13 protein-coding genes are annotated in these 21,662 nt (G+C 44.1%); 12 read left to right on the forward strand and 1 reads right to left on the reverse strand.

All coding sequences use genetic code 11. The annotated features are described in order from the left end of the window. Window positions 1–115 precede the first annotated feature (115 nt). From X939_RS0111315 to X939_RS0111345, 7 genes are all read left to right on the forward strand, one after another. Window positions 116–3,436, forward strand: a complete 3,321-nt coding sequence (locus X939_RS0111315; RefSeq protein ID WP_229236042.1) for a TonB-dependent receptor — start codon at window positions 116–118, stop codon at window positions 3,434–3,436. Window positions 3,437–3,461: 25 nt separating this feature from the next. Then, a complete protein-coding gene (locus X939_RS0111320; RefSeq protein WP_025763382.1) occupies window positions 3,462–4,898 on the forward strand; it encodes a RagB/SusD family nutrient uptake outer membrane protein in 1,437 nt (478 codons plus the stop codon). A gap of 10 nt (window positions 4,899–4,908) precedes the next feature. Then, window positions 4,909–6,933, forward strand: a complete 2,025-nt coding sequence (locus X939_RS0111325) for an FAD-dependent oxidoreductase (protein ID WP_052353440.1) — start codon at window positions 4,909–4,911, stop codon at window positions 6,931–6,933. Window positions 6,934–6,990: 57 nt separating this feature from the next. Next, window positions 6,991–8,619 (forward strand): FAD-dependent oxidoreductase, encoded by a 1,629-nt coding sequence (locus X939_RS0111330; protein WP_044198938.1) that lies wholly within the window; start codon window positions 6,991–6,993, stop codon window positions 8,617–8,619. A gap of 146 nt (window positions 8,620–8,765) precedes the next feature. Next, window positions 8,766–10,007 (forward strand): MFS transporter, encoded by a 1,242-nt coding sequence (locus X939_RS0111335; RefSeq protein ID WP_025763385.1) that lies wholly within the window; start codon window positions 8,766–8,768, stop codon window positions 10,005–10,007. A 238-nt stretch (window positions 10,008–10,245) separates the two neighbouring features. Beyond that, a complete protein-coding gene (locus X939_RS0111340; RefSeq protein WP_044198940.1) occupies window positions 10,246–10,761 on the forward strand; it encodes a gluconate 2-dehydrogenase subunit 3 family protein in 516 nt (171 codons plus the stop codon). A 53-nt stretch (window positions 10,762–10,814) separates the two neighbouring features. After that, window positions 10,815–12,527: a GMC oxidoreductase gene (locus X939_RS0111345; protein WP_025763388.1), complete on the forward strand. Its 1,713-nt coding sequence runs from the start codon at window positions 10,815–10,817 to the stop codon at window positions 12,525–12,527. A 71-nt stretch (window positions 12,528–12,598) separates the two neighbouring features. Here X939_RS0111345 and X939_RS0111350 read toward each other — a convergent pair whose 3' ends face one another. Then, window positions 12,599–12,964, reverse strand: coding sequence for a T9SS type A sorting domain-containing protein (locus X939_RS0111350; protein WP_025763389.1), 366 nt, complete (start codon window positions 12,962–12,964; stop codon window positions 12,599–12,601). A 569-nt stretch (window positions 12,965–13,533) separates the two neighbouring features. On the opposite strand from X939_RS0111350, the gene X939_RS0111355 reads away from it, so the two are divergent. The 5 genes from X939_RS0111355 (at window position 13,534) to X939_RS0111375 (ending at window position 21,315) form a co-directional block, all read left to right on the forward strand. Next, window positions 13,534–14,205 carry an RNA polymerase sigma-70 factor gene (locus X939_RS0111355; protein ID WP_025763390.1) on the forward strand — a complete coding sequence of 224 codons (672 nt, stop codon included), beginning with the start codon at window positions 13,534–13,536 and terminating at the stop codon, window positions 14,203–14,205. 36 nt (window positions 14,206–14,241) lie between these two features. After that, entirely contained in the window at window positions 14,242–15,246 is a 1,005-nt protein-coding gene (locus tag X939_RS0111360; protein WP_025763391.1) for a FecR family protein, read from the forward strand. Between the two features lie 22 nt (window positions 15,247–15,268). Then, window positions 15,269–18,712, forward strand: a complete 3,444-nt coding sequence (locus tag X939_RS0111365; protein WP_025763392.1) for a SusC/RagA family TonB-linked outer membrane protein — start codon at window positions 15,269–15,271, stop codon at window positions 18,710–18,712. A gap of 19 nt (window positions 18,713–18,731) precedes the next feature. Beyond that, complete coding sequence (locus X939_RS0111370) at window positions 18,732–20,237, forward strand: RagB/SusD family nutrient uptake outer membrane protein (RefSeq protein WP_025763393.1); 1,506 nt, start codon at window positions 18,732–18,734, stop codon at window positions 20,235–20,237. 439 nt (window positions 20,238–20,676) lie between these two features. After that, window positions 20,677–21,315: a response regulator gene (locus tag X939_RS0111375; RefSeq protein ID WP_025763394.1), complete on the forward strand. Its 639-nt coding sequence runs from the start codon at window positions 20,677–20,679 to the stop codon at window positions 21,313–21,315. The last annotated feature ends 347 nt before the right edge of the window (window positions 21,316–21,662 follow it).

The following is a 21,662-nucleotide window of genomic DNA, read 5'->3' on the forward strand; positions in this document are numbered from 1 at the left end:
TTCCCGCATTGCCGACTCCTAAATTAAGGTTCCCGAATGGTTGTCGCCATTAGCTCCTGGAAAGGAGCACGGGATCGTTTTGCCAAACAGTTAACTTAACAAAACATTCAAATCTATGAAAAAACCGGTACAATTCCATCGGCTAATACTTTGGACTATGAGAATAACCGCTACCCAGCTACTATTTGCCATTTTATTTCTGGGTACCACCTATGCGCATACGAGTAAAGCGCAGTCGGTATTAAGTCAGAAATTATCCTTAGAGGCCAATGGCCTATCCATTAAGGAGGTACTAAGTCTACTTGAAAAACAGGTAGATGCCCAATTCGTATTCAGTTCCAGAATCATTCAATCCAAACGAAAGGTGGATGCTAAAGTCGTGAATAAGCCTCTTCAGGAAGTATTGGAGCTGGTTTTGGATCCCTTAGATCTAACCTATGAGGTTTCTGGTAAAATTATAATTATAAAAAGGTCCAGCGGAACTATCAAACCCGGGGCCTCTATTCAGAACCAGGATAAAAACATTACAGGAACCATATTGGATGAAAATGGAGAAAGCCTGCCAGGTGTAAGTGTGGTTATAAAGGGTACGCAGTCCGGCACTCAGACTGATGCCAGCGGAAAATTTCAGCTATCTCTTGCATCAAGCCAAATATCTAGGGCTATCCTAGTATTTAGTTTCGTTGGCTATAAGACTCAGGAGATTTTGCTCGGAGATAAAATGGATTTGCAGGTGAGTATGGAGCTGGAAGACAGGTCGTTACAAGAGATCGTGGTGATCGGATATGGACAAGTAAAGAAAAGTGATTTGACAGGATCTGTTGCCTCTATCAAGTCATCTGAGATCAATGCTTATCCGGCGACCAACCTGGTCCAGTCCATGGCCGGTAGAGCCGCCGGTGTGTATGTCTCTCAGACTACGGGTGCACCGGGCGCTGCAATTAGCGTTCGTGTGCGGGGAGCTAATTCTATTCAGGGAAGTAATGAACCCCTGTATGTCGTTGACGGTTTTCCTTATTCAGGAAATCCTACTTTGCTTAATAATGCCGATATCGAATCGATGGAGGTACTTAAAGATGCTTCGGCTACCGCTATTTATGGATCAAGAGGTGCAAATGGAGTTGTGCTTATAACCACCAAAAGGGGGAAATCGGGGAGGGTCAATGTCGATTATGAAGGTTACTTCGGAGTTCAAAGCATTCGTAAGAAATTAGAAATGATGGATGCCACACAGTATGCGCAGTTTTATAACGAGCAGGCAGCTAATGATGGACTTAGTCCTCATTTTACCCCAGATCAAATCGCCGGCTTCGGAAAAGGAACTGACTGGCAAGACCTTGTATTTCAGAGGGCACCGATTCAAAATCATTCCATTTCGGTAAGTGGGGGCAACGAGCGGACCCGATTCTCTGTTTCTGGGAGTAACTTTAGTCAGGACGGGATTATTATTGGGAGCAATTATAAACGAAACTCCCTGAGGTTTAACCTGAATTCGGATTTGGGGAAGAACTTCAAACTGGACCTTAATTCTGTATTAAGTCAATTTGATACGGATCGGAAAAATTCTGGCAAGGGAAACCGGGGTAGTTCATTGATCTCTGCTCTCTTGTCTGGATATCCCACCATACCGGCTACGCAGGCAGACGGTAGCTATTCAAATTTGGGAGAAGCTTATGCCTGGGGGTCCAACGCTATCGTGAATCCTTTAAATTTTCTTTATCAGCAGACCGACCGGTTGAAGTCTAATAAGGTGCTGGCCAATTTGGCGCTATCATATCAGCCCTTGCCCGGACTAATCATAAAGTCTATGGCCGGGATTGAGAGTACCGACGATGTTACTAATGGCTACACAACCAATAAATTTGTTAATTCCAAAGGTAGAGCGGATTATAGCACCAATCGCATCAGCAGTATTCTCAGCGAGAATACGGTAAGCTATAACAAGGAATTTGGCAAACAGAGTATTTCTGCTGTGGCAGGATTTACTTATCAGGACTATGTCAACACGGGGTTGTCTGCATCGGGAACTGGATTTATTAGTAATACGCAGCAGTCTTACGATATTGGCGCAGCGGCTACACAGTCCGTACCATCCTCGTATTACTCGAAATGGAGCCTGCTTTCCTATTTGGCTCGGATTAATTATAGTTTTAACAATAGAATTCTGGTTACTGCAAGTCTACGTGCCGACGGGTCGTCCCGCTATAGTGAGGGCCAGAAGTTTGGCTATTTTCCATCTGCTGCTATAGCCTACAGGCTCTCTGAAGAACAGTGGGTAAAAGATATACCTGCCATTTCCGATCTGAAAGTTCGTATCGGATATGGCGAAACAGGCAATACCGCTATCAGTCCCTATCAGACATTAAATCTATTGAGTTCCGATCAAGTGGTATTTGGAGATGCGCTGACCACTTACTATGCCCCCGGTACCCGCCTGGCTGGACCGTTACGCTGGGAAACCACTGCCCAAACCGATGCTGGAATCGATATTAGCTTGTTTAATAATCGGGTGAATTTTACCGCCGATTACTATGTCAAGAATACCAGAGATTTGTTGAATAATGTAGCCCTGCCTTCTTCCCTGGGCTTTACTTATACCATTCAGAATATTGGAAAAATACAGAACAAGGGTTTTGAATTTTCGGCCTCCGGGAAAGTGTTGGAAGGTGGATTTAAGTGGGATCTTTCAGGAAATATTTCCTTTAATCAAAATAAGGTCGTTAAGCTTTATGGAGGCAATGACATCTTAGGGAATGCTATCAATATTTCTGTTGTCAATGACAATATTAATATACTACGTGAAGGAGAAGCTCTAGGTGCCTTCTATGGATATGTTTCCAATGGATATGATGAGAATGGTTATCCTAAATATATGGATTTTAATGAAAATGGAGTCCGGGATTCGGAGGACAAAAGAATTATTGGCAATCCAAACCCTAAGTTTATTTATGGATTTAATTCTAATATGCAATTTAAGAATTTCGAATTATCCATATTTGTCCAAGGTAGCAAGGGTAATGATATTTTCAATCTGAGTGCCGTCAATCAAACCAATGATTACGGACAGGCTCTTAATATGCCTGTAGAAGTATTCAAGGATCACTGGACACCTACCAACACCAATGCCAAATATCCGGTTATCAAAACCAATTCTCAGCCACAGGTTTCCGATCGATTCGTGGAAGACGGGTCTTATCTGCGGGTGAAAAATATTCAGCTGAGCTATAATCTCCCTGTTTCTTCTCTAAACCTTTCCTGGTTGCGAAATGCTCAGATATATATTAGTGCTCAAAACCTGTTCACCATTACGAAATACTCTTGGTATGATCCAGAGATCAACTCCTATGGGGGAAGCAACTCGATTCTACAGGGGATAGATCATTATGTATATCCTGTGGCTAAAACCAGTACCATAGGACTGCGAATCGGTTTATAATTCAATTTTAACCATGACTTTGATTATGAAAAAGTACTGTATATATATATTAATTTGCCTTTTAGGAGCCTCCTGTAGTGATTTGTTAGTTGAGGAGCCTAAGTCACTGGCCTCAGAGAATTTTTATAATACTGATGCTGAAGCCGAGGCAGCCGTAAATGCCATCTACGGCCCGATGCGAAGCAATAACGGACTAGGGATTAATTATCCTGCCCAACTGGAAGGGCTGGCCGATTACGGAAATTCCCGAGGGAGCCAAACACCCGTTAGTCTTTACCAGGGATTAGACAATACGAATGCCAATCGGGTAGGGGTTATTTGGGATAATTTTTACCAGTCTATCCGCAATGCAAATCTGGTGATCCAAAATGTACCCAAAGGAGTAGATATTTCCGAAGCGAGCAAGGTGAAATATGTCGCGGAAGCCAAATATCTTCGTGCTTTGCTGTATTTTGCATTGGTACGTAACTGGGATGCTGTTCCTATACGGACCGAGGCGAATATGACCGTAGCTGATTTACCCCGTTCCTCCGTCTCCGAGGTCTATCAGCTAATAGTTGCCGATGCATTGGAAGCCGAAAAAGGGCTTCCGGAAACGCCGGCGGCGATAGGGCGCCCAACCAACTGGGCCGCAAAAACGCTTTTATCTGAGGTGTACCTATATTTAGAAGATTGGGATCAGGCGAGCGCCAAGGCCAGAGAAGTGATAGCCTCGGGAAAATTCTCATTGGTTTCCACAGCAGTAGCTGAGGATTTTCAAAAAATATTCGGTCCGGAGGTGGTCAATACCCCAGAAGAGATATTCTATTTCAAATACAATCGCCAGCAGGGATTCGGTTTGGTCAGTTACGCTCACCGCAAAACCAGCCAGTATAATTATTATGGTCCTGGAGGGGTATATGCGCAGTATACCGATTCCGTATCTAATTCCTTTATAAAAAACTGGGATGGTAAGGATCTACGGAAATCACATATTCTGTATAATGTAGATATAGGCTTAGGGCCCAACTCTTGTCTGTTCAGAAAGTTTAGAGACCCGGATGCTACTGCAGGCGCGGGGAACGACTATCCCTGGTATCGGTATGCCGACCTTCTTTTGTTCCATGCTGAAGCCGAGGCTCGAGCTCAGGGGGCTCCAACAGCGGCGGCGGTAGAAAGTCTTAATAAGGTCCATAGACGGGCCTATGGTTTTGCAGCTGAAGCTACTTCCCCTGTAGACTTTAAGCCTAGTGATTTTAACTTGGAAACCTTTATAAATAAAGTGGTGCAGGAAAGGGGATATGAAACCATGTATGAAGGCAAGCGCTGGCTGGACTTAAAACGTTTGGGGATTGCGAAACAGCGAATCAAAGAGGTTAAAAATATAGAGGTAGCCGAAAAACATATGTTGTGGCCCATTCCAAATTCCGAGATATTATATAATAAAGCCATCACCGCTGAGGATCAAAATCCTGGCTATTAATTCACGAACGATGAATGTTTTGTTTATAAAGAAGTCGAAAGTAATCTTTTTGATAGGACTGTGGCTGAGCAGTATTACTACGCAGACGGTCGTCAAGGGGCAAACTGCGGCCACCTATGATATTGTAGTTTACGGGGCCACATCTGCTGGTGTAATGGCAGCATACACCGCTGCAAAAAATGGTAAATCGGTGCTATTGATAGACCCCGGCACCCATTTAGGAGGGCTTACCACAGGAGGTTTGGGGTATACCGACATCGGAAATAAATATGCTATTACAGGACTGGCCAGAGACTTTTACCGGCGTATAGGTAAGCATTATGGCCGACTGGAACAATGGACCTTTGAGCCGCATGTAGCCAAAAACTATTTGCAGCAGTATTTGGACGAAGCAAAGGTGGGGGTAGTTTACCAGATGGAGCTAACGGATGTTAGTAAGACAGGAAGCAATATTCGATCCCTACGTTTTACCGGTCGGAAGCCTGACCGTAAAACGCTGGATGTCAAAGCCAGGATGTATATAGATTGTACCTATGAAGGGGATTTAATGGCAGCGGCAGGCGTCTCTTATCATGTGGGTCGGGAGGCCAATTCTGAATATGGTGAGGATTATAATGGGGTTCAACTGCTGGAAGGGCACCAACTGCCCGACGGAATTGACCCCTATAAAGAAGTAGGAAAGCCATCTTCAGGACTCCTGTGGGGCATTCAGCCCGGAAAGCTCGAGCCTCAGGGAAGTGGGGATTCGCTGGTTCAGGCATATAATTTCAGGATTTGTCTGACCAACCGTCCTGAGAATATGATTCCTATCTCAAAGCCCGAAAATTACGATCCTCAGCGCTACGAGTTATTGGCAAGACTTATCGCACTACAGCCTGAGAAAACCCGATTGGCTGACTACTTTATATGGAGTATCATGCCCAATCAAAAAACGGATATTAATAATCGGAATGGCTTTTCTACCGACATGATCGGTATGAATTATGCCTATCCTGAGGCCAGTTGGGAGGTTCGGGAGCGTATTGTGAAAGATCATGAGGATTATACCAAAGGCTTACTATATTTCTTTGGTAACGATGCCCGTGTGCCGGCGGTACTTCGGGCGCAAATGCGTCAATGGGGATATCCTAAGGATGAATATACCGAAACAGGGAACTGGTCTCCACAGCTTTACATCCGTGAGGCCCGCCGCATGAAGGGGATGTACGTGATGACCCAGGCTAATTGTCAAGGTAAGACTATCGTTAAGGATGGAATAGGTATGGCAGCATATACCATGGATTCACATAATACCCAGCGTATAGTCGTCGATGGGATGGCTAAAAACGAAGGTAATGTCGAGGTTGGTGGTTTTGGTCCATACCCGATTGCTTACCGTTCCATAATCCCAGTGAAAGAAGAATGTGATAATCTTCTGGTACCGGTATGTTTGTCTGCAACGCATATTGCTTTCGGTTCCATCCGAATGGAACCCGTATTTATGGTCTTGGCACAGTCGGCGGCCATGGCGGCTGTCATGGCTATCGACGGCAATCGGGCGCTGCAGGACTTGGACGTTGCCCAGCTACAAAAGCAGCTTGAAACGAATCCTTTTTCCGACGGTCGATCGCCGGAAATATTGGTTGACAATCATGATGAAAGTCAGGTGGAGGTAGTAGGCGAATGGGTGAAAAAAAGCAAAGGCGGTTATGGTCCAGATTTCTTAGCCAGTGAGTCACCAACGAAGCAGGAAGCATGGGTGGGTTATAAACCGCGTATCGAAGGGGCTGGAAAATACGCCGCCTATCTTTATATCCCCCAGGTACATCAAATGCTGGATACCCTAAACGTTACAATCCGAGCAAAAGGCAAATCAACACAGCTTACCATCAGGAAGGCTGATATTGAAGTGGTGGGACAGACCTCTGGGGAATGGTATCATTTGGGAGAATATGACCTGGCCTCCGGGGAGGACTTTATGATTAAGGTACATGCACCGAGAGAGGGCAAGGGTGGTACCGTCATGGCCGATGCGTTGCTTTTTATTCCTAATTAATTTTAACCCTTAAATTTTATAGTTTTGAAACAAATTTTTAGAAGTATCTTGTTAACCATGGCCGTGCTTACGGTTTCTGCATGTTCTTCGGGGGAGGAGAAGAAAAATGTTCAGCAGGCTGATGTGGTCATTTATGGTGGTACGTCTGCGGCTGTCACGGCAGCAGTTGAAGTGGTCAGGTCGGGAAAGACAGTCCTAATAGTTTCGCCCGATAAGCATTTGGGAGGACTATCTTCTGGAGGACTTGGATATACCGACACCGGTAATAAGTCGGTTATAGGTGGATTGGCAAGGGAGTTTTACCAGCGGATATATAACCATTATGACAGTCCGGAAGCCTGGCAATGGCAGAAGAAGGAGGAGTATGGAAACAAAGGACAGGGTACAAAAGCCATGGATGGTGCCGAACGTACCATGTGGATCTTTGAGCCTCATGTTGCCGAGAAAGTATTCGAGGATTTCGTCGGGGAAAATAAAATTGAGGTGCTTCGAGATGAATGGCTGGATCGGGAAAAGGGAGTGGTGATGAAGGATGGTCGAATTGAGAGCATCACCACACTTTCCGGTAAGACTTTTTCTGCTAAAATGTTTATTGACGCTACCTATGAGGGTGATTTGATGGCCGCTGCCGGAGTTTCGTACCATGTAGGTCGTGAAGCCAATTCGGTTTATGGCGAAACATGGAATGGTGTTCAACCTGAAGTATTCCAGCATGGCCACCATTTTAAGAAAAATATTAGCCCTTATGTGGTAGAAGGGGATCCTTCCAGCGGTCTTTTGGCCTATGTTTCCGATGAGCCTATTGCTGAAAAAGGGGCAGGTGACAATAAAATTCAGGCCTATTGTTTTAGAATGTGCTTATCTGCCAATCCGGACAACCGTATTCCGTTTGCTAAACCGGCCGGGTATGATTCTCCTAAATATGAATTGCTGGCCCGGGTATATAGAGCAGGCTGGGACGAAACCTTTCAGAAGTATGACCCCATACCAAACAAGAAAACGGACACCAATAATCATGGACCTTTTAGCACAGATTTTATAGGCCAAAATTATGATTATCCCGATGCTAGTTACGAGCGTCGGAAGGAAATTATTAAGGAGCATGAACTGTATCAAAAGGGTTTGATGTATTTTTTAGCGAACGATCCGTCTGTTCCTGCAGATGTACACCAAGAAATGCAGCGTTGGGGACTTCCCAAGGATGAGTTTAAAGATAACGGAGGCTGGCCCCATCAGATATATGTTCGGGAGGCCCGCCGCATGGTAGGGGAAGAGGTGATGACAGAAGGGCATACCCTGGGTAGCATCCCCGTGAAAAATTCAGTGGGTATGGGTTCATATTCTCTAGACGCTCATAATGCCCAGCGGTATATTAAGGCCGATGGTTATGTGCAGAATGAAGGGGACATTGGGGTGCATCCCAAGCAACCATATAGTATTTCCTATCAATCTCTGATACCCAAGAAGGCAGAGTGTCAAAATTTACTAGTGCCTGTATGTATGTCCAGTTCGCATATAGCATTTGGTTCTATCCGTATGGAACCGGTATTTATGATTCTGGGGCAGAGTGCTGCTGCTGCTGCGGTGTTGTCAATTGATGAGGGTGTGGCCGTACAGGACCTGCCTTATGAGCGGCTGGAAGCACAGTTGAAAAAAGGGAAGCAAAGATTGGTGTATGAGCCTTAGCAGAATTAAAGTTTGATGAATTGTCAAACAACCTGTTTTTATTCTGCAAAAAGCGATATAACTTTGCTTTGATTAATAAAAATGAGAAATAGCCGGATATTTTTCCGGCTATTTCTGTATCGTTGCACAGAATTTATTTACTTTAAATGGATCAACCTATAAAAGGCCGCTCTGATATTTCACATCTATTTAGCGCCCCGGTAATCGTGGCTGCTCTGGGCTATTTCGTGGATATATACGACTTATTGCTTTTCGGTATTGTCCGAATTCCGAGCCTGGAATCCATGGGCCTTTCTAAATTGGAGATTTCGGAAATAGGAGCCAGCATCCTTAATTGGCAGATGGGGGGGCTATTGGTGGGCGGAATTTTGTGGGGTGTTCTGGGCGATAAAAAAGGACGGTTGTCTGTTCTTTTTGGATCGATTATAACCTATTCGTTAGCCAATATCGCCTGCGGATTCGTCCAAGACCCTGGAACGTATAAGATCCTTCGTTTTATTGCGGGGGTTGGTCTTGCCGGAGAATTAGGAGCTGGTATTACCCTGGTTTCCGAGATTTTACCAAAACATCTTCGGGCCATCGGGACATCTCTGGTGGCGGGAGTAGGCCTTATGGGGGCCGTGGTAGGGTTCTTTACGGTGCAGTTTTTCGATTGGCGTATTGCTTATTTCGTAGGTGGGGGGATGGGCATCAGCCTTCTGCTCCTGCGCGTAGGAGTGTTTGAATCTGGTGTATTTGCAGATATGAAAAACCAAAGTGCGGTATCCAAGGGTAATTTTTTTATGCTTTTTACGAACCGTGATCGTCTGAGCCGCTACCTAAAGTGTATAGGAATGGGCCTTCCTACCTGGTTTGCCATAGGTATTTTGGCCACTTTCAGCGATGAATTTGGAAGGGCCCTGGGTATCGAAGAAGCTATTCAGCCCGGACTAACCATTATGTGGTGCTATGTAGGACTCTCTGCAGGTGATTTTGCCAGTGGTTTTTTAAGCCATTTTCTGGCCTCCAGGAAGAAAGCTGTTTTTATCCTGATGTCACTCACACTGATTGCCTCCAGTGTCTATCTTTATGGGGGGATTCAGCAAGCCAGACATCTTTATGCCGTAGCGCTTTTGCTCGGTCTGGGAATAGGTTACTGGGCGATGTTTGTCACCATTGGTGCGGAACAATTTGGCACCAACCTCCGTGCTACTGCCGCGACGACCATCCCGAATATGGTTCGGGGTACGGTCATCGGAATGACCACCCTATTTGGCTTGTTTAAGCAGTCGTTCAGTGTTCTGGACGCTGGAGCTCTGGTAGGCCTTATTTGTTTTGTGATTGGATACTATTCTATTCTTACCATTCCCGAAACGCATGGAAGAGATTTGAATTTTCTGGAAAAATAATTGAGAATCTGAACTGATCTCAAGATTAAGAATTGAAAGTAATCAGAAGGCCTCCCTTGGAAGATCTTAGTTTTAATTGAAAATTAATGTAGAGGTAAACCGTTTTATTGAAGGAAATTCGGCATTTTTGTTAATTAGCTGTTAATGTTGTGAAAGAAAGTTAAATTTGACCTATTTTTATGACAGTCGCGTTACTGAAAACGGCATAGAGTTAACTGAATCGATACTTAGAAAGAATATGGAAAGAAGGAGTGCATTAAAAAATATAGCCCTGGCTGCCGGGGCCATGATCAGTCTTCCTACTTGGGCTCAGAGCTGGAAACAGTCGGAACTGCAGGCGACCAATTATTTATCTGTAGAGGCTAGTCAGTTATTAAAAGAGGTTGTGGAGGTTATTATTCCTAAAACCGATACCCCCGGGGCGGGAGAACTTGGCGTGGCAGACTTTGTACAGCTCATGATTGTTGACTGTTATGATCAGCCTACTCAAGATCGCTTCAAAATGGGGCTGGAGCGTATACAGGCATTGGCCAAGGCCCAGGGAACTTCCTTTTCTAAGCTACCTCAGCCAGAGAAATTACAATTACTGAAAGGGCTGGAGAAAAGTGAAAATTCTGAAGAGAAATCCTTTCTTAACCTGCTTAAAAACTTAACCATTCAGGGATATATGAGTTCGGAGTATGTAATGACCAATCTTACCCATTATGAGATGGTACCCGCACGCTATCATGGATGTGTGCCAGTGAAAGGATAAATGTGCCGGATCAGTATCTGGTTTTTAGTTAGGTTATTTAGAAAAAATTGAGAATGGCGAATTTTAATATAGATAGTAAAAAGGATAGGACGTATGACGCCATCGTCATAGGATCTGGGATTAGCGGTGGCTGGTCGGCCAAAGAGTTGACGGAAAAGGGTATGAAGACCCTACTTTTGGAGCGTGGTAGGAATGTAGAGCATATCAAAGATTATCCTACTACTAATATGATGCCCTGGGAGTTTGCCCATCGGGAGCGTATGCCCAAAGAGGTGGTAGATGCAAATCCTATAGCATCCAGCTGTTATAATTTCAAGGAATCGTCTGCGCATTTTTTTGTAAAAGATGATGAACATCCCTATATACAGGAAAAGCCGTTTCAGTGGATAAGAGGTTATCAGGTAGGTGGTAAGTCTCTGCTATGGGCTCGGCAAACCCAGCGATGGAGTCAGTTCGATTTTGATGGCCCTGCTCGGGATCAGTTTGCCGTAGAGTGGCCCATTAGCTATAAGGAGCTGGCGCCCTGGTATACCCATGTAGAGCGTTTTGCAGGTATTACAGGGAATAAGGATGGGTTGGATACACTTCCCGACGGAGACTTTCTTAAGCCACATGATTTGAATTGTGTGGAGAAGTATTTTAAGCAACAAGTAGCCAGACAATATAAAGACCGACATATTATAATAGGCCGGGCCGCACATATTACCGATGCCAAACAAATTCATTTTGATCAGGGTCGGGCGGCTTGTCAGCATCGTACGATGTGTGAAAGAGGTTGTCCATTTGGCGGGTATTTTAGCAGCAATGCGTCGACGATTCCCTGGGCCCTGAAAACCGGGAACCTAACCCTACGTCCAGATTCGGTTGTGCACTCCCTGATTTATGATGAGAAATTAGGGAAAGCCGTGGGTGTAAGAGTGGTCGATAGCCTTACCAAAGAGATGATGGAGTTTTATGCCCGTATTATCTTTGTTAACGCCTCGGCACTTAATACCAATTTGATTTTATTGAACTCCATTTCCACCCGCTTCCCCAATGGTCTGGGGAACGATAACGGTTTGATGGGGAAATATGTAGCCTTTCATAATTATCGGGCAACGGTGTCGGCCGATTATGACGGGTTCCTGGACTCAACCACCGATGGGCGTCGACCTAACAGTGGGTATATTCCTCGATTTAGAAATGTTTATAAACAAGAAACTGATTTCCTGCGTGGCTATGCCGCTGGCTTTGGTGCGAACAGGGTAAGTTATAACGATCGTTCCGATATGGGAGAAGATCTGAAAGCCGGCCTGATGGAAACCAAATATGGTGGCTGGCATGTAGGCTCTCATATGATGGGAGAGACCATTCCTAAAGAAAGCAATTTTGTAGCCCTGGATGGTGCGGAGAAAGATGCTTATGGTATGCCTAAACTACGTATACATGTAGCGTACGACGATAACGATGAGAAAATGGTGAAGGACTATATGGAGCAAATGACGGAAATGTATACCCAGGCTGGGTTTACCAATATCCGTACTCATGATAGCCATAGAATTCCTGGGAACGATATCCATGAAATGGGCGGTGTGCGAATGGGTAAAGACCCTAAAACCTCCTTGTTGAATAAATGGAATCAGCTTCATAATGTGAAGAATGTATTTGTTACCGATGGAGCGGCTATGACTTCTACTTCCACTCAAAATCCTTCCCTGACCTATATGGCCTTTTCTGCAAGATCGGTGGATTATGCCGTAAAACAGATGAAAGCTAAGAACTTATAAGGATTGAGATACATAAAAAAAGGACTGGAATCAAAAATTCCAGTCCTTTTTTTATGCGCTTAAAATTTTACTTATAGAGAAGCTGGAGTTGCAACTCGGGTTACGTGCGTCTCAATAGAGATAGGCTTTTCTACGATACTTCCACCATTGTTGATCACGAAGATATAGCTACCATCAGTCAGTGTCGAAAAGTCGAATATTTTAGTATAATTCTCTGACTTAGGCAGGTTGGCGCGGTATAATACCTCACCAAAGTTGTCCTTAATAGCAATAGTAGAATTGCTCTCTACTGTTGAAAGTGACAATTTGAACTTTAGGCCACCCATGGTAGATAGTTCTACTTTGGCTGCTGCGTTGTCTTCTTTCTCTTTTGCAAAAGAAATGTTAGTAACGGAAAGACTTAATAAAATGGCAAGGCTAAAAATTAACTTTTTCATAATGATAGAAATTTGGAGTGAATATTTTGATGATTTGTATTTTTCTACTTTAAGTGTCGAAATTGATTTGAAATGACTTTTAGGTTATCTGCTTTTTCTCTTTCGACAGGTCAAAGTAAGTCAATAACCTATTATAAAGTCAATAGGCAGGATTGTGAAATGCGAAACTTCTTTAAAGGACGCATAGTGATATTGGAATAGTTATATGATTATTTCAAAAGTACAATAACTGATTGATAAGACACTAGTTATTTTTCTGTCGTTTTTATTCTTAATAATTGTATTATTTTAATATTTCTCCGGAATACGGAAAAAATTTCTTTCTCAGGAAGAGGACATATGATGGATGACCTTCAGAGAATTTGATTTTTATATCGGAGCATTACGGCTCTATGCGCTGGGCTGATTGGATGGCAGCAGGCTGGGAGGGGGGATTTACAGAGGGCTAATGGTAGTAACAAAAGGTATCTGGCTGAGATCAGGAATATTTTTTAGTTAATTTGTTCTATTGACTAAGGGAAAGATGGTGCAAAAAAGTCTTACTATTGTTACAAAAAATATAGTTTCGTATGAACCATCTATATCCTACCGAAAATAAGCCGTTACAGCCTCCCTTCGTTGCTGAAAAATCTGAAGCGGATGCTGCAGGGGTAGAATTGGATTCTACATACTTTATAAAATCGACCTTCGAGACTTGTCCCAGTAAGGGGCTCGAGCTATTATTTCGTAGATTCTATGGTCCGCTTTGCAGCCATGCTGTGCGCTTCGTGTACTCCCGTCAGATCGCTGAGGATTTGGTAAGTGAGGTTTTCTTTCAGTTTTATCGCAGTCGTTCTTACGAAAACATCAATAGCTCCTACACCAGCTATCTATTTAGGTCGGTACGTAACGAATGTTATACTTATATGAAAAAGGAGTGTAATAAAACCGACACTTTATCGGCGTCAGAGGATCTGCATCTATCCAGCAGTCATCCTCAGCCCGATGCAGAGATACACTTCAATCATTTAAGTATTAAGATCAATGAAGTAATCGGACAACTTCCGAGCCAGTGTCAGCGGGTGTTTTTAATGAGTCGCTTTGAAAATAAAAAGTATCATGAAATTGCCCAGGAACTAAATATATCTCCTAAAACGGTGGAGGTTCATGTTTCCAAGGCATTGCGCTACTTACGCTCAGCCCTGAGTGGAGAATGGTTGATTTCTGGAACCTTCCTTCTATCTCTGTTTGGGCTTTATTAGTCTGCAAGTGCTTCATCACGACTACCTATTGTTAATATGAAATCGTCAATTTCTAAAAATACTTTTTTTGAATACCTCGCGGGCCGTGCCAACCCCCTCGAACGAAAGCGGGTGGAGGAATGGATACAGCAAGCCGATCATGCCGAGCGCTATTATCAGTGGATATTAGAATGGGAAATTCAAAATCCTCAATTTGTTCCCGATTCCAGTAAAGCATTTTCGCTGCTGCAGAGTAAGCTTGAGGATGATAAGCCTAGGGAGGAATTATTCATAGATACCCCCCGGGCCCGAAGGCTGTACTGGCCCCGTATCGGTTCCCAGACATGGCAGATAGCGGCCGCAGTTCTGGTAATGTTCGGAGTGGGATATTGGTTCCGAAAAGATATTTATTATAAAAGTTACTGTACCAATTTCGGACAGACCACCACAGTGTATCTGGAAGATGGGAGCCGGGTGGCCCTGAATGCAAACTCTAAGTTACAGGTGCCCCGATTAGGTTTTTTGGGGGGAGTGCGCCGGGTACATCTTCACGGAGAAGCGGAGTTTAGCATCAGTCATACCAGCGATAATAAACGATTTGTCGTAGAAACCTCAGATACCTTCCAGGTGGAAGTGCTGGGGACACAATTTTCTGTGCTGGCCAGACCGCGGGCTACAGAAGTCGCCTTAAAGTCGGGAAGTGTATGCATCGATTATACAGAAAAGGACAGTCGCCGGCAGATGCTTATGAAGCCGGGGCAAGTGGCCACTTTGGAAGAGGGGGGAGGAGTAAGGCTACAACAACAGCAATTTCCGGAAGCCTTTGCCGCCTGGAAGGAGCAGCGTTATGTGTTTAACGGAACTTCAATTCTGGAGGTCACCCAAGTGGTGGAGGATAATTTTGGGGTAGTCATCACGGCGAGTCCAGAAATACTCAGCAGAAAGATTACGGGTAACTTTAAAACCCAGGACGTGGAAGAGCTATTAAAGACCATTTCAGAGGTACTCAATCTAAAGATAGAGCCCATAAATCAAGATACTATACTGATTACTCATTTCTAAATTCCTTAACATTTTAAATAATATGTTTCTAAAACTATCTGCAAGGCAGGTTGCCGTGTTGGGGGTGGTGCTCCTCATGCAACAGAACCCACAAGTCAGTGCCCAGGACATGGCCTTTGCTGCCAGGTTAACCGCTACGACCCATGCCGGTACGGGTTATCAGGAAATGAAGCTGAAAAGCGTTTTGCTGGATCTGCAAAAACATTACGGAGTTGAAATAGTTTTCGAAGACAGGCTGGTGGGTGCGGTAAACGTTAGGGCCACTAAATTGGACTATAAGCTTCCGGTTGAAAAAAATCTGCAACGACTGCTTCAACAAAATGGTCTTATGTTTAAGAAGACCCGTTCGAATACCTATGTGATCGTGGAACAGAGGCCGGTTAAGAATCAAGCTTCTGATACAGCAGAAACCAGCGTGCTCAGAAATAGCTTTCCGGCGGAGAGCATCGTAGATCGTACTATTAAAGGGATCGTGAAAGATGAGTCGGGAATGGGGCTGCCGGGAGTTAGTGTGGTGGTGAAAGGAACACAAAGGGGTACCTCAACGAATACTGATGGTACCTTTCAGCTCGATCTTCCCGATAATCTGGGTAATAATGCCGTGCTGGTATTGAGCTTTGTGGGTTATAAGCCTAAAGAGGTGGCAGTGGGAACCCGGGTAAACCTGGAACTTGACCTGGAACAGGACACGAATGCACTAGATGAAATCGTAGTAGTAGGATATGGTACGGCCCGGAAGTCGGATCTGACCGGTGCGGTGAGTACGGTGAAGGGGGAAACCCTTCAAGAGCGTCCTGCTGCTTCACTCAATCAAGCACTGGCAGGGAGAATGACGGGGGTGAATGTTTCGGTAAACTCTGGTCGTCCCGGTGGGCGAGCCAATATCCGAATTCGCGGTAACACATCAGTAAGTGTTGCTAATAATCCGCTCTATGTTATCGATGGTGTTATTTTGAATGCTACCGGCCTTTCCAATGGTAGCACTCCCATCGATTATATCAGTCCTAACGATATCGCCTCAATTGAAGTGTTGAAGGATGCATCTGCCACTGCTATTTATGGTGCAAGGGGAGCAAATGGTGTTATTTTGGTAACTACCAAGCGAGGCTCTAATCGCGGAGGACAAATCAACTATGATGCCGATGTGAGTGTGGGCGTAATGGCTAAGAAAATAGAGCTTCTTAATTCGGAAGAATTTTTAAGAACGGAAGAAATAGCCTACGGGAATGCTGCCAAATATGATCCGGTTGGATGGGCAGGTGGTAAATATGTCGATCCGAAAACGAAACGAAATAACCCTTTGCTTTTTGACCAAAATGGGAAACCGCTCTATGATACCGATTGGCAAAAAGAGGCCAGCCAAAAGGCTTTGACCCAAAATCATCAATTGTCATTTTCTGGCGGAAATCAGAAGGATAGTTATGGTGTGTACCTGGGTTATCGTAATGAAAATGGAATCATCCGGGAATCCTGGTTAAAGCGTTATTCTGGCCGTTTTGTTTTCGATAGTCAGATTAAACCCTGGTTGAAAGTTGGGGGAAGCATGGGTTATAACGATCAGAATGAAAGTCAGATTGACCCCCTCGGTGGAGGTGGTATTATTGCCATGCGCCAGGTATTGGAAGCCCTTCCTATTATTCCTGTTAAGTATCCGGATGGACGATGGGGAGGTAATGAGGATTATCCGGGTATGGAAGGAGGCGGTAACCCAGTCAATGTACTCAAGGAGCGCTTGTTTTACCTTAAAACTCAGACCCTGTTAGGGAATGTATATTCGAATATTTCCTTCGGAAAGGATTTACAGTTGCGGACATCGCTAGGTACGAATATCATCAATCAGCGGAATGATTATTACGGAGGACGTACGCTCAACTACATTTCCCGGAATCAGGGAGGGGATGCCTATGTTAGAAATGATCGCTATAACTCCTGGCAATTTGAAAATTATCTAACCTATAATAAGAAGATAGGAACAGACCATAATATAAATGCACTGCTCGGTCTTTCATGGCAACATGTCGACCAGTTTTATGCTCAGGCTCGGTCACAGAATTTTCAGGATGATTATTTTGCGTATAATAACCTTGGAGCAGGTGCTACCGCCGTGGCACCTACCTCAGGAGCGAGTGCATATGGGCTAAACTCTTATTTTGGAAGGGTCAACTATAACTTGAAAGATAAATATCTGATTACATTCACCGGACGTGCTGATGGATCTTCGAAATTTGGCTCTGCTAACCGCTTCGCTTTTTTCCCTTCTGCCGCCTTGGCATGGCGTCTGTCTGAAGAGGACTTTGTCCGTAATATACCGGCCATTTCCAATCTGAAGGTTCGTGCGAGCTACGGGGTAACAGGTAACTCGGAAATAACAGCTTACCAGGCCCTTGCTGGCATGGGTAACTACTCGGTAATATTTAACGGAGGACGTGCCATAGGTATTGGTATCAATCGGCTTGCTAACCCTGATTTACGATGGGAGAAAACACATCAGGTTGACGCTGGTCTAGAATTAGGATTGTTCCAAAATCGACTTTCGGTAGAATTTGATGTATATAGAAAACTGACTACAGACATGCTCTTAAGTGCTCCGGTGCCTATGAGCAGTGGGTTCACTGAGGTATCTCAGAATGTGGGAAGCATGGAAAATAAAGGTATAGAGCTGGGCATAAATACCGTGAATATAAATACGGAGAATTTTGGATGGAATACCACTTTCAACGTATCCATTAACAAAAATAAGGTAAAGGCACTCACGGGAGGTGCGGATATATTCCTGGGATCTACCGTTGTCCGGGAAGGTGAGCCTGTAGGATCATTCTTCGGCTTTGTTCACCAAGGTACCTGGAGCACCGCCGAAGAATCTCTGGCTGCCAAATATCTGAAGAAACCAGGCGATATTAAATACAAGGACGTAAATGAGGACGGAGTAATTAATGATAACGACCGCGTAGTTATAGGTAAGGGTATTCCAGATGGTTTTGGTACCTTATTAAATAGCTTCCGCCACCGTAATTTTGAGCTTACTGTCGATTTGCAGTTTATGTATGGAAACGACGTTTTGTTCCGCAGTAAGCACTCAGCTGAAGATCGTCAGGGGATTGCCAATAGTTTTGCAACGGTACTGAATGCCTGGACTCCAGAGAACCAGAATACCAATATTGCTCAGTTGCGGCCGGTTTCGGCGGGTTATAACACCAATAACGATACCGATCGGGTACGTGAGGCCTCTTTCTTGCGCGGACGAAATCTCTTGCTAGCCTACACTTTCTCACCCGATGTGGTTGAAAAACTAAAGCTGAATCGACTACGTATGTATGCTTCCGTACAGAATTTCTTCGTGGCTACACAATATGAAGGCTACGATCCTGAGGTGTCTACTTCAGGAAGTGCTTTCGACCAGGGTGTGGCCTTGTACGACTACCCTAAGCCTCGTGTCTTTATGTTTGGATTAAATATCGGACTGTAATTCTTAAGCGAATATGACTATGAAACATATATTAAAATCTACTGGCCGGATCGCCCTTTGCAGTGTTATGATGCTCTGGGCCACGGGATGCAATGACTTCCTGGATGAGACAGATCCCTCAAATTTTACCAAGGAAAACTATTTTACAAAACCTGCACACGCTGAAAGTGCAGTGAACTCCATATATGATGCCCTAAAGTCCACCACAGGCGGGGGCTTTGGTGGGGCCCCTTGGATGATGCTCGAATTTGCCACAGGACTGGCCAATACGGAGTTAGGGCAGGCACAAAATAGCATCTTTGTACGGAACCTGGTTAATAACTCAGATAATGGTTATGGCGTAACCTATTGGCAGAGTGCTTATCGTGGAATAGGCAATGCCAACTTAGCCATTGAGAAGATTCCTGGAATCACTATGGATGAGACAGCCAAAGCAAAGTTTATGGGTCAGGCACATTTCCTGAGAGCTTGGTATTACTATAACCTCGTCCGTATTTTCGGTAAAGTGCCCTTGATCACAACATCCATTGAGTTGACGTCGGAAGCGCTATATCCAGAACAAGCAGAAGTGGAGGCCATTTATAACCAGATAGTTGCCGACTTAAAAGCGGCTGAGGCATCCGGACTTCCCTGGACCGACAAAACTGGTCGGGTTAATATGGCTGCTGTCAAGTCCGTGCTGGCAGATGTCTATCTGACCATGGCCGGTTATCCCTTACAGAAAGGTGCTGAATATTATAAGAATGCTGCGGATAAAGCCAAGGAAGTGATCGATTCCAAGCAGTATAGCTTGTTTACCAGCTATAATGACCTTCACGATCCCGCTAAGAAAAATATAGGGGAGAATATCTTTATGGTGCAATTTGCGGCTTTTCTCCAACCCTCCGGCTGGCAGAGTTCTATTATACCTTATAACCAGGGTATTTCAGCTTATTCAGATGAAACAGGAGCCATATTTGCAAACAAAGAGTTTGTGGAATCTTATGAGACGGGAGATAAAAGGGTAAAAGAAAAGGAATTTTATTATAAGACTTATACGCTAAGCTCAGATCGGAGTAAGACAGTAGATCTGGGAGGCTACTATATTTATAAGCATTTTGACACGGCGGCGCATCTGACGACTACCAGCTCCGACCTCAACTGGTCGCTTATACGGTATGCAGACGTGCTTCTTATCTTCGCCGAAGCGTCCAATGAGGCACAGGGGCCCAATGAAGCAGCTTATGAAGCGGTAAATTTGGTTAGAAAAAGAGCGGAACTAGCTCCGTTAACGGGACTAAATCAGCAGACTTTCCGTACTGCCGTAATGAAAGAACGAATCTATGAGCTTAGTTTCGAAAATCGTACCTGGTTCGATATGGTGCGGTGGAGGAAGGCATTTAACGTAAACACCAAGCAATTTGAAGATTATGTGGGACATAAATTCTCCTATGGGCCCGTTATAAAGGAACGTGAGTTGTTATTCCCCATCCCCACGTCCGAGATCAGAAATAATAAGAAGTTAACCCAAAATAAAGGTTACTAAAATTATACGGGTTTTTACAGATGGAATCCCTCTGACTGCTTGGTCGGAGGGATTTTTTTGTCTTTATTCTCCCTCCCCTGGAATCACCGTCCGAAAGTATTGTCTGACGGCAAATGACTACTTCACTTTCACGCGGGTCTTACACAAAATTCCATTTGCCAGGATAAGCTTCTATAAGCTGTATTAGGAGGGACAGATTAAATTAGGAGAAAAACCAGGAGCTCAGATGAGGTAGACCATGTATGGGCTGGACTATGAATATTTACTTAGAGTATTTAAATGGGTTACAGGATATTAGGCGGTTCTAACCTGCGGTAATATGGGCAGCCTGATAAAAATCCTAAATATTTATCGAAGAATTTCTATTGTGTAAGTCTTCTAATAAGTATTAGATTTGAGAGTATATCACGTTTCAGCCGAATCTATCAAAATAAAGCTCATGAAAAATATCCTACTCGTAGACGATCAACCATTGACCTGGATAGGGATGGAGAATTTAGCAAAAAAAGTGATTGCAGATGCAGCTTTTTATTTCGCTCCAACCTTTCCAGATGCACTTCAACTACTCTCCGATACCAAAATGGATTTAGTAATGTTGGATTTGAATCTGCCAGGAGGGCAAGGCGTCGAAATGATAAGTCAACTGAGAGGAGTACAGAAAGACGTCCGAATTCTGATCTGCACCGGAAGAGAAGAAAGTACTAATGCTCCCGTTTTTATCCAGAAAGGGGCCAATGGCTTTGTTAATAAAACGGCCTCCAACGACGAGGTAGAAGAGGCAATTCGCATGGTGTTAAGCGATAAACGCTATGTAAGTCCTCATGTGCAACGACATATTCTAGAACGCTTTGTAGACGGCAAAACCTATCCGCTTAATCCGGTAGAACAGCTCTCTCCTCGTGAAAAGGAAATTATGGAGTTGCTCTTGAAAGGCAAATGGACAAAAGAAATTTCTGATATTTTAGGGATAAAATTCTCCACTGTGAGTACGCATAAGTCCAGGATATTCGAAAAAATGGAGGTTGATAATATACTCGAACTTTCCAAACGGGTCGAAATGTTTGAAGGAGCATATTGATTGATTCGCAGAACGGGAAAATTGAGCACGAAGAAAAACTATCTGGTTTATTCCAGATCGAGTTAGCATATAATCTGAGAAACTAGATAGTTGACGTCGTTGCTTTCTGGAAATTCGCACCTGTAACTGATGATTTAGCACTATCGATCTGGGATAGGGTAGAGACCATCCAAAACAATAGGACTGAGGCCGACGGCCTCAGTCCTATTGTTTTGGATCAGTATCCCTAAACTGGCATTGAATTAAGGTGTACCCTCCTACCATATTTATTATAAAGGTGTGTATAGTGATCTATCAGAGCGAGTAATTTTCGTTTTATTTATCTACTCGTAAATATATCGACAAAT

The organism is Dyadobacter tibetensis Y620-1, assembly GCF_000566685.1.
In the GTDB taxonomy this organism is placed as follows: Bacteria; Bacteroidota; Bacteroidia; order Cytophagales; family Spirosomataceae; genus Dyadobacter; species Dyadobacter tibetensis.

Coding starts and splice junctions, on each gene's coding strand:
- X939_RS0111315 (WP_229236042.1), top strand. CDS start 116: ATGAAAAAACCGGTACAATTCCATCGGCTAATACTTTGGACTATGAGA.
- X939_RS0111320 (WP_025763382.1), top strand. CDS start 3,462: ATGAAAAAGTACTGTATATATATATTAATTTGCCTTTTAGGAGCCTCC.
- X939_RS0111325 (WP_052353440.1), top strand. CDS start 4,909: ATGAATGTTTTGTTTATAAAGAAGTCGAAAGTAATCTTTTTGATAGGA.
- X939_RS0111330 (WP_044198938.1), top strand. CDS start 6,991: ATGGCCGTGCTTACGGTTTCTGCATGTTCTTCGGGGGAGGAGAAGAAA.
- X939_RS0111335 (WP_025763385.1), top strand. CDS start 8,766: ATGGATCAACCTATAAAAGGCCGCTCTGATATTTCACATCTATTTAGC.
- X939_RS0111340 (WP_044198940.1), top strand. CDS start 10,246: ATGGAAAGAAGGAGTGCATTAAAAAATATAGCCCTGGCTGCCGGGGCC.
- X939_RS0111345 (WP_025763388.1), top strand. CDS start 10,815: ATGGCGAATTTTAATATAGATAGTAAAAAGGATAGGACGTATGACGCC.
- X939_RS0111350 (WP_025763389.1), bottom strand. CDS start 12,964: ATGAAAAAGTTAATTTTTAGCCTTGCCATTTTATTAAGTCTTTCCGTT.
- X939_RS0111355 (WP_025763390.1), top strand. CDS start 13,534: ATGAACCATCTATATCCTACCGAAAATAAGCCGTTACAGCCTCCCTTC.
- X939_RS0111360 (WP_025763391.1), top strand. CDS start 14,242: ATGAAATCGTCAATTTCTAAAAATACTTTTTTTGAATACCTCGCGGGC.
- X939_RS0111365 (WP_025763392.1), top strand. CDS start 15,269: ATGTTTCTAAAACTATCTGCAAGGCAGGTTGCCGTGTTGGGGGTGGTG.
- X939_RS0111370 (WP_025763393.1), top strand. CDS start 18,732: ATGAAACATATATTAAAATCTACTGGCCGGATCGCCCTTTGCAGTGTT.
- X939_RS0111375 (WP_025763394.1), top strand. CDS start 20,677: ATGAAAAATATCCTACTCGTAGACGATCAACCATTGACCTGGATAGGG.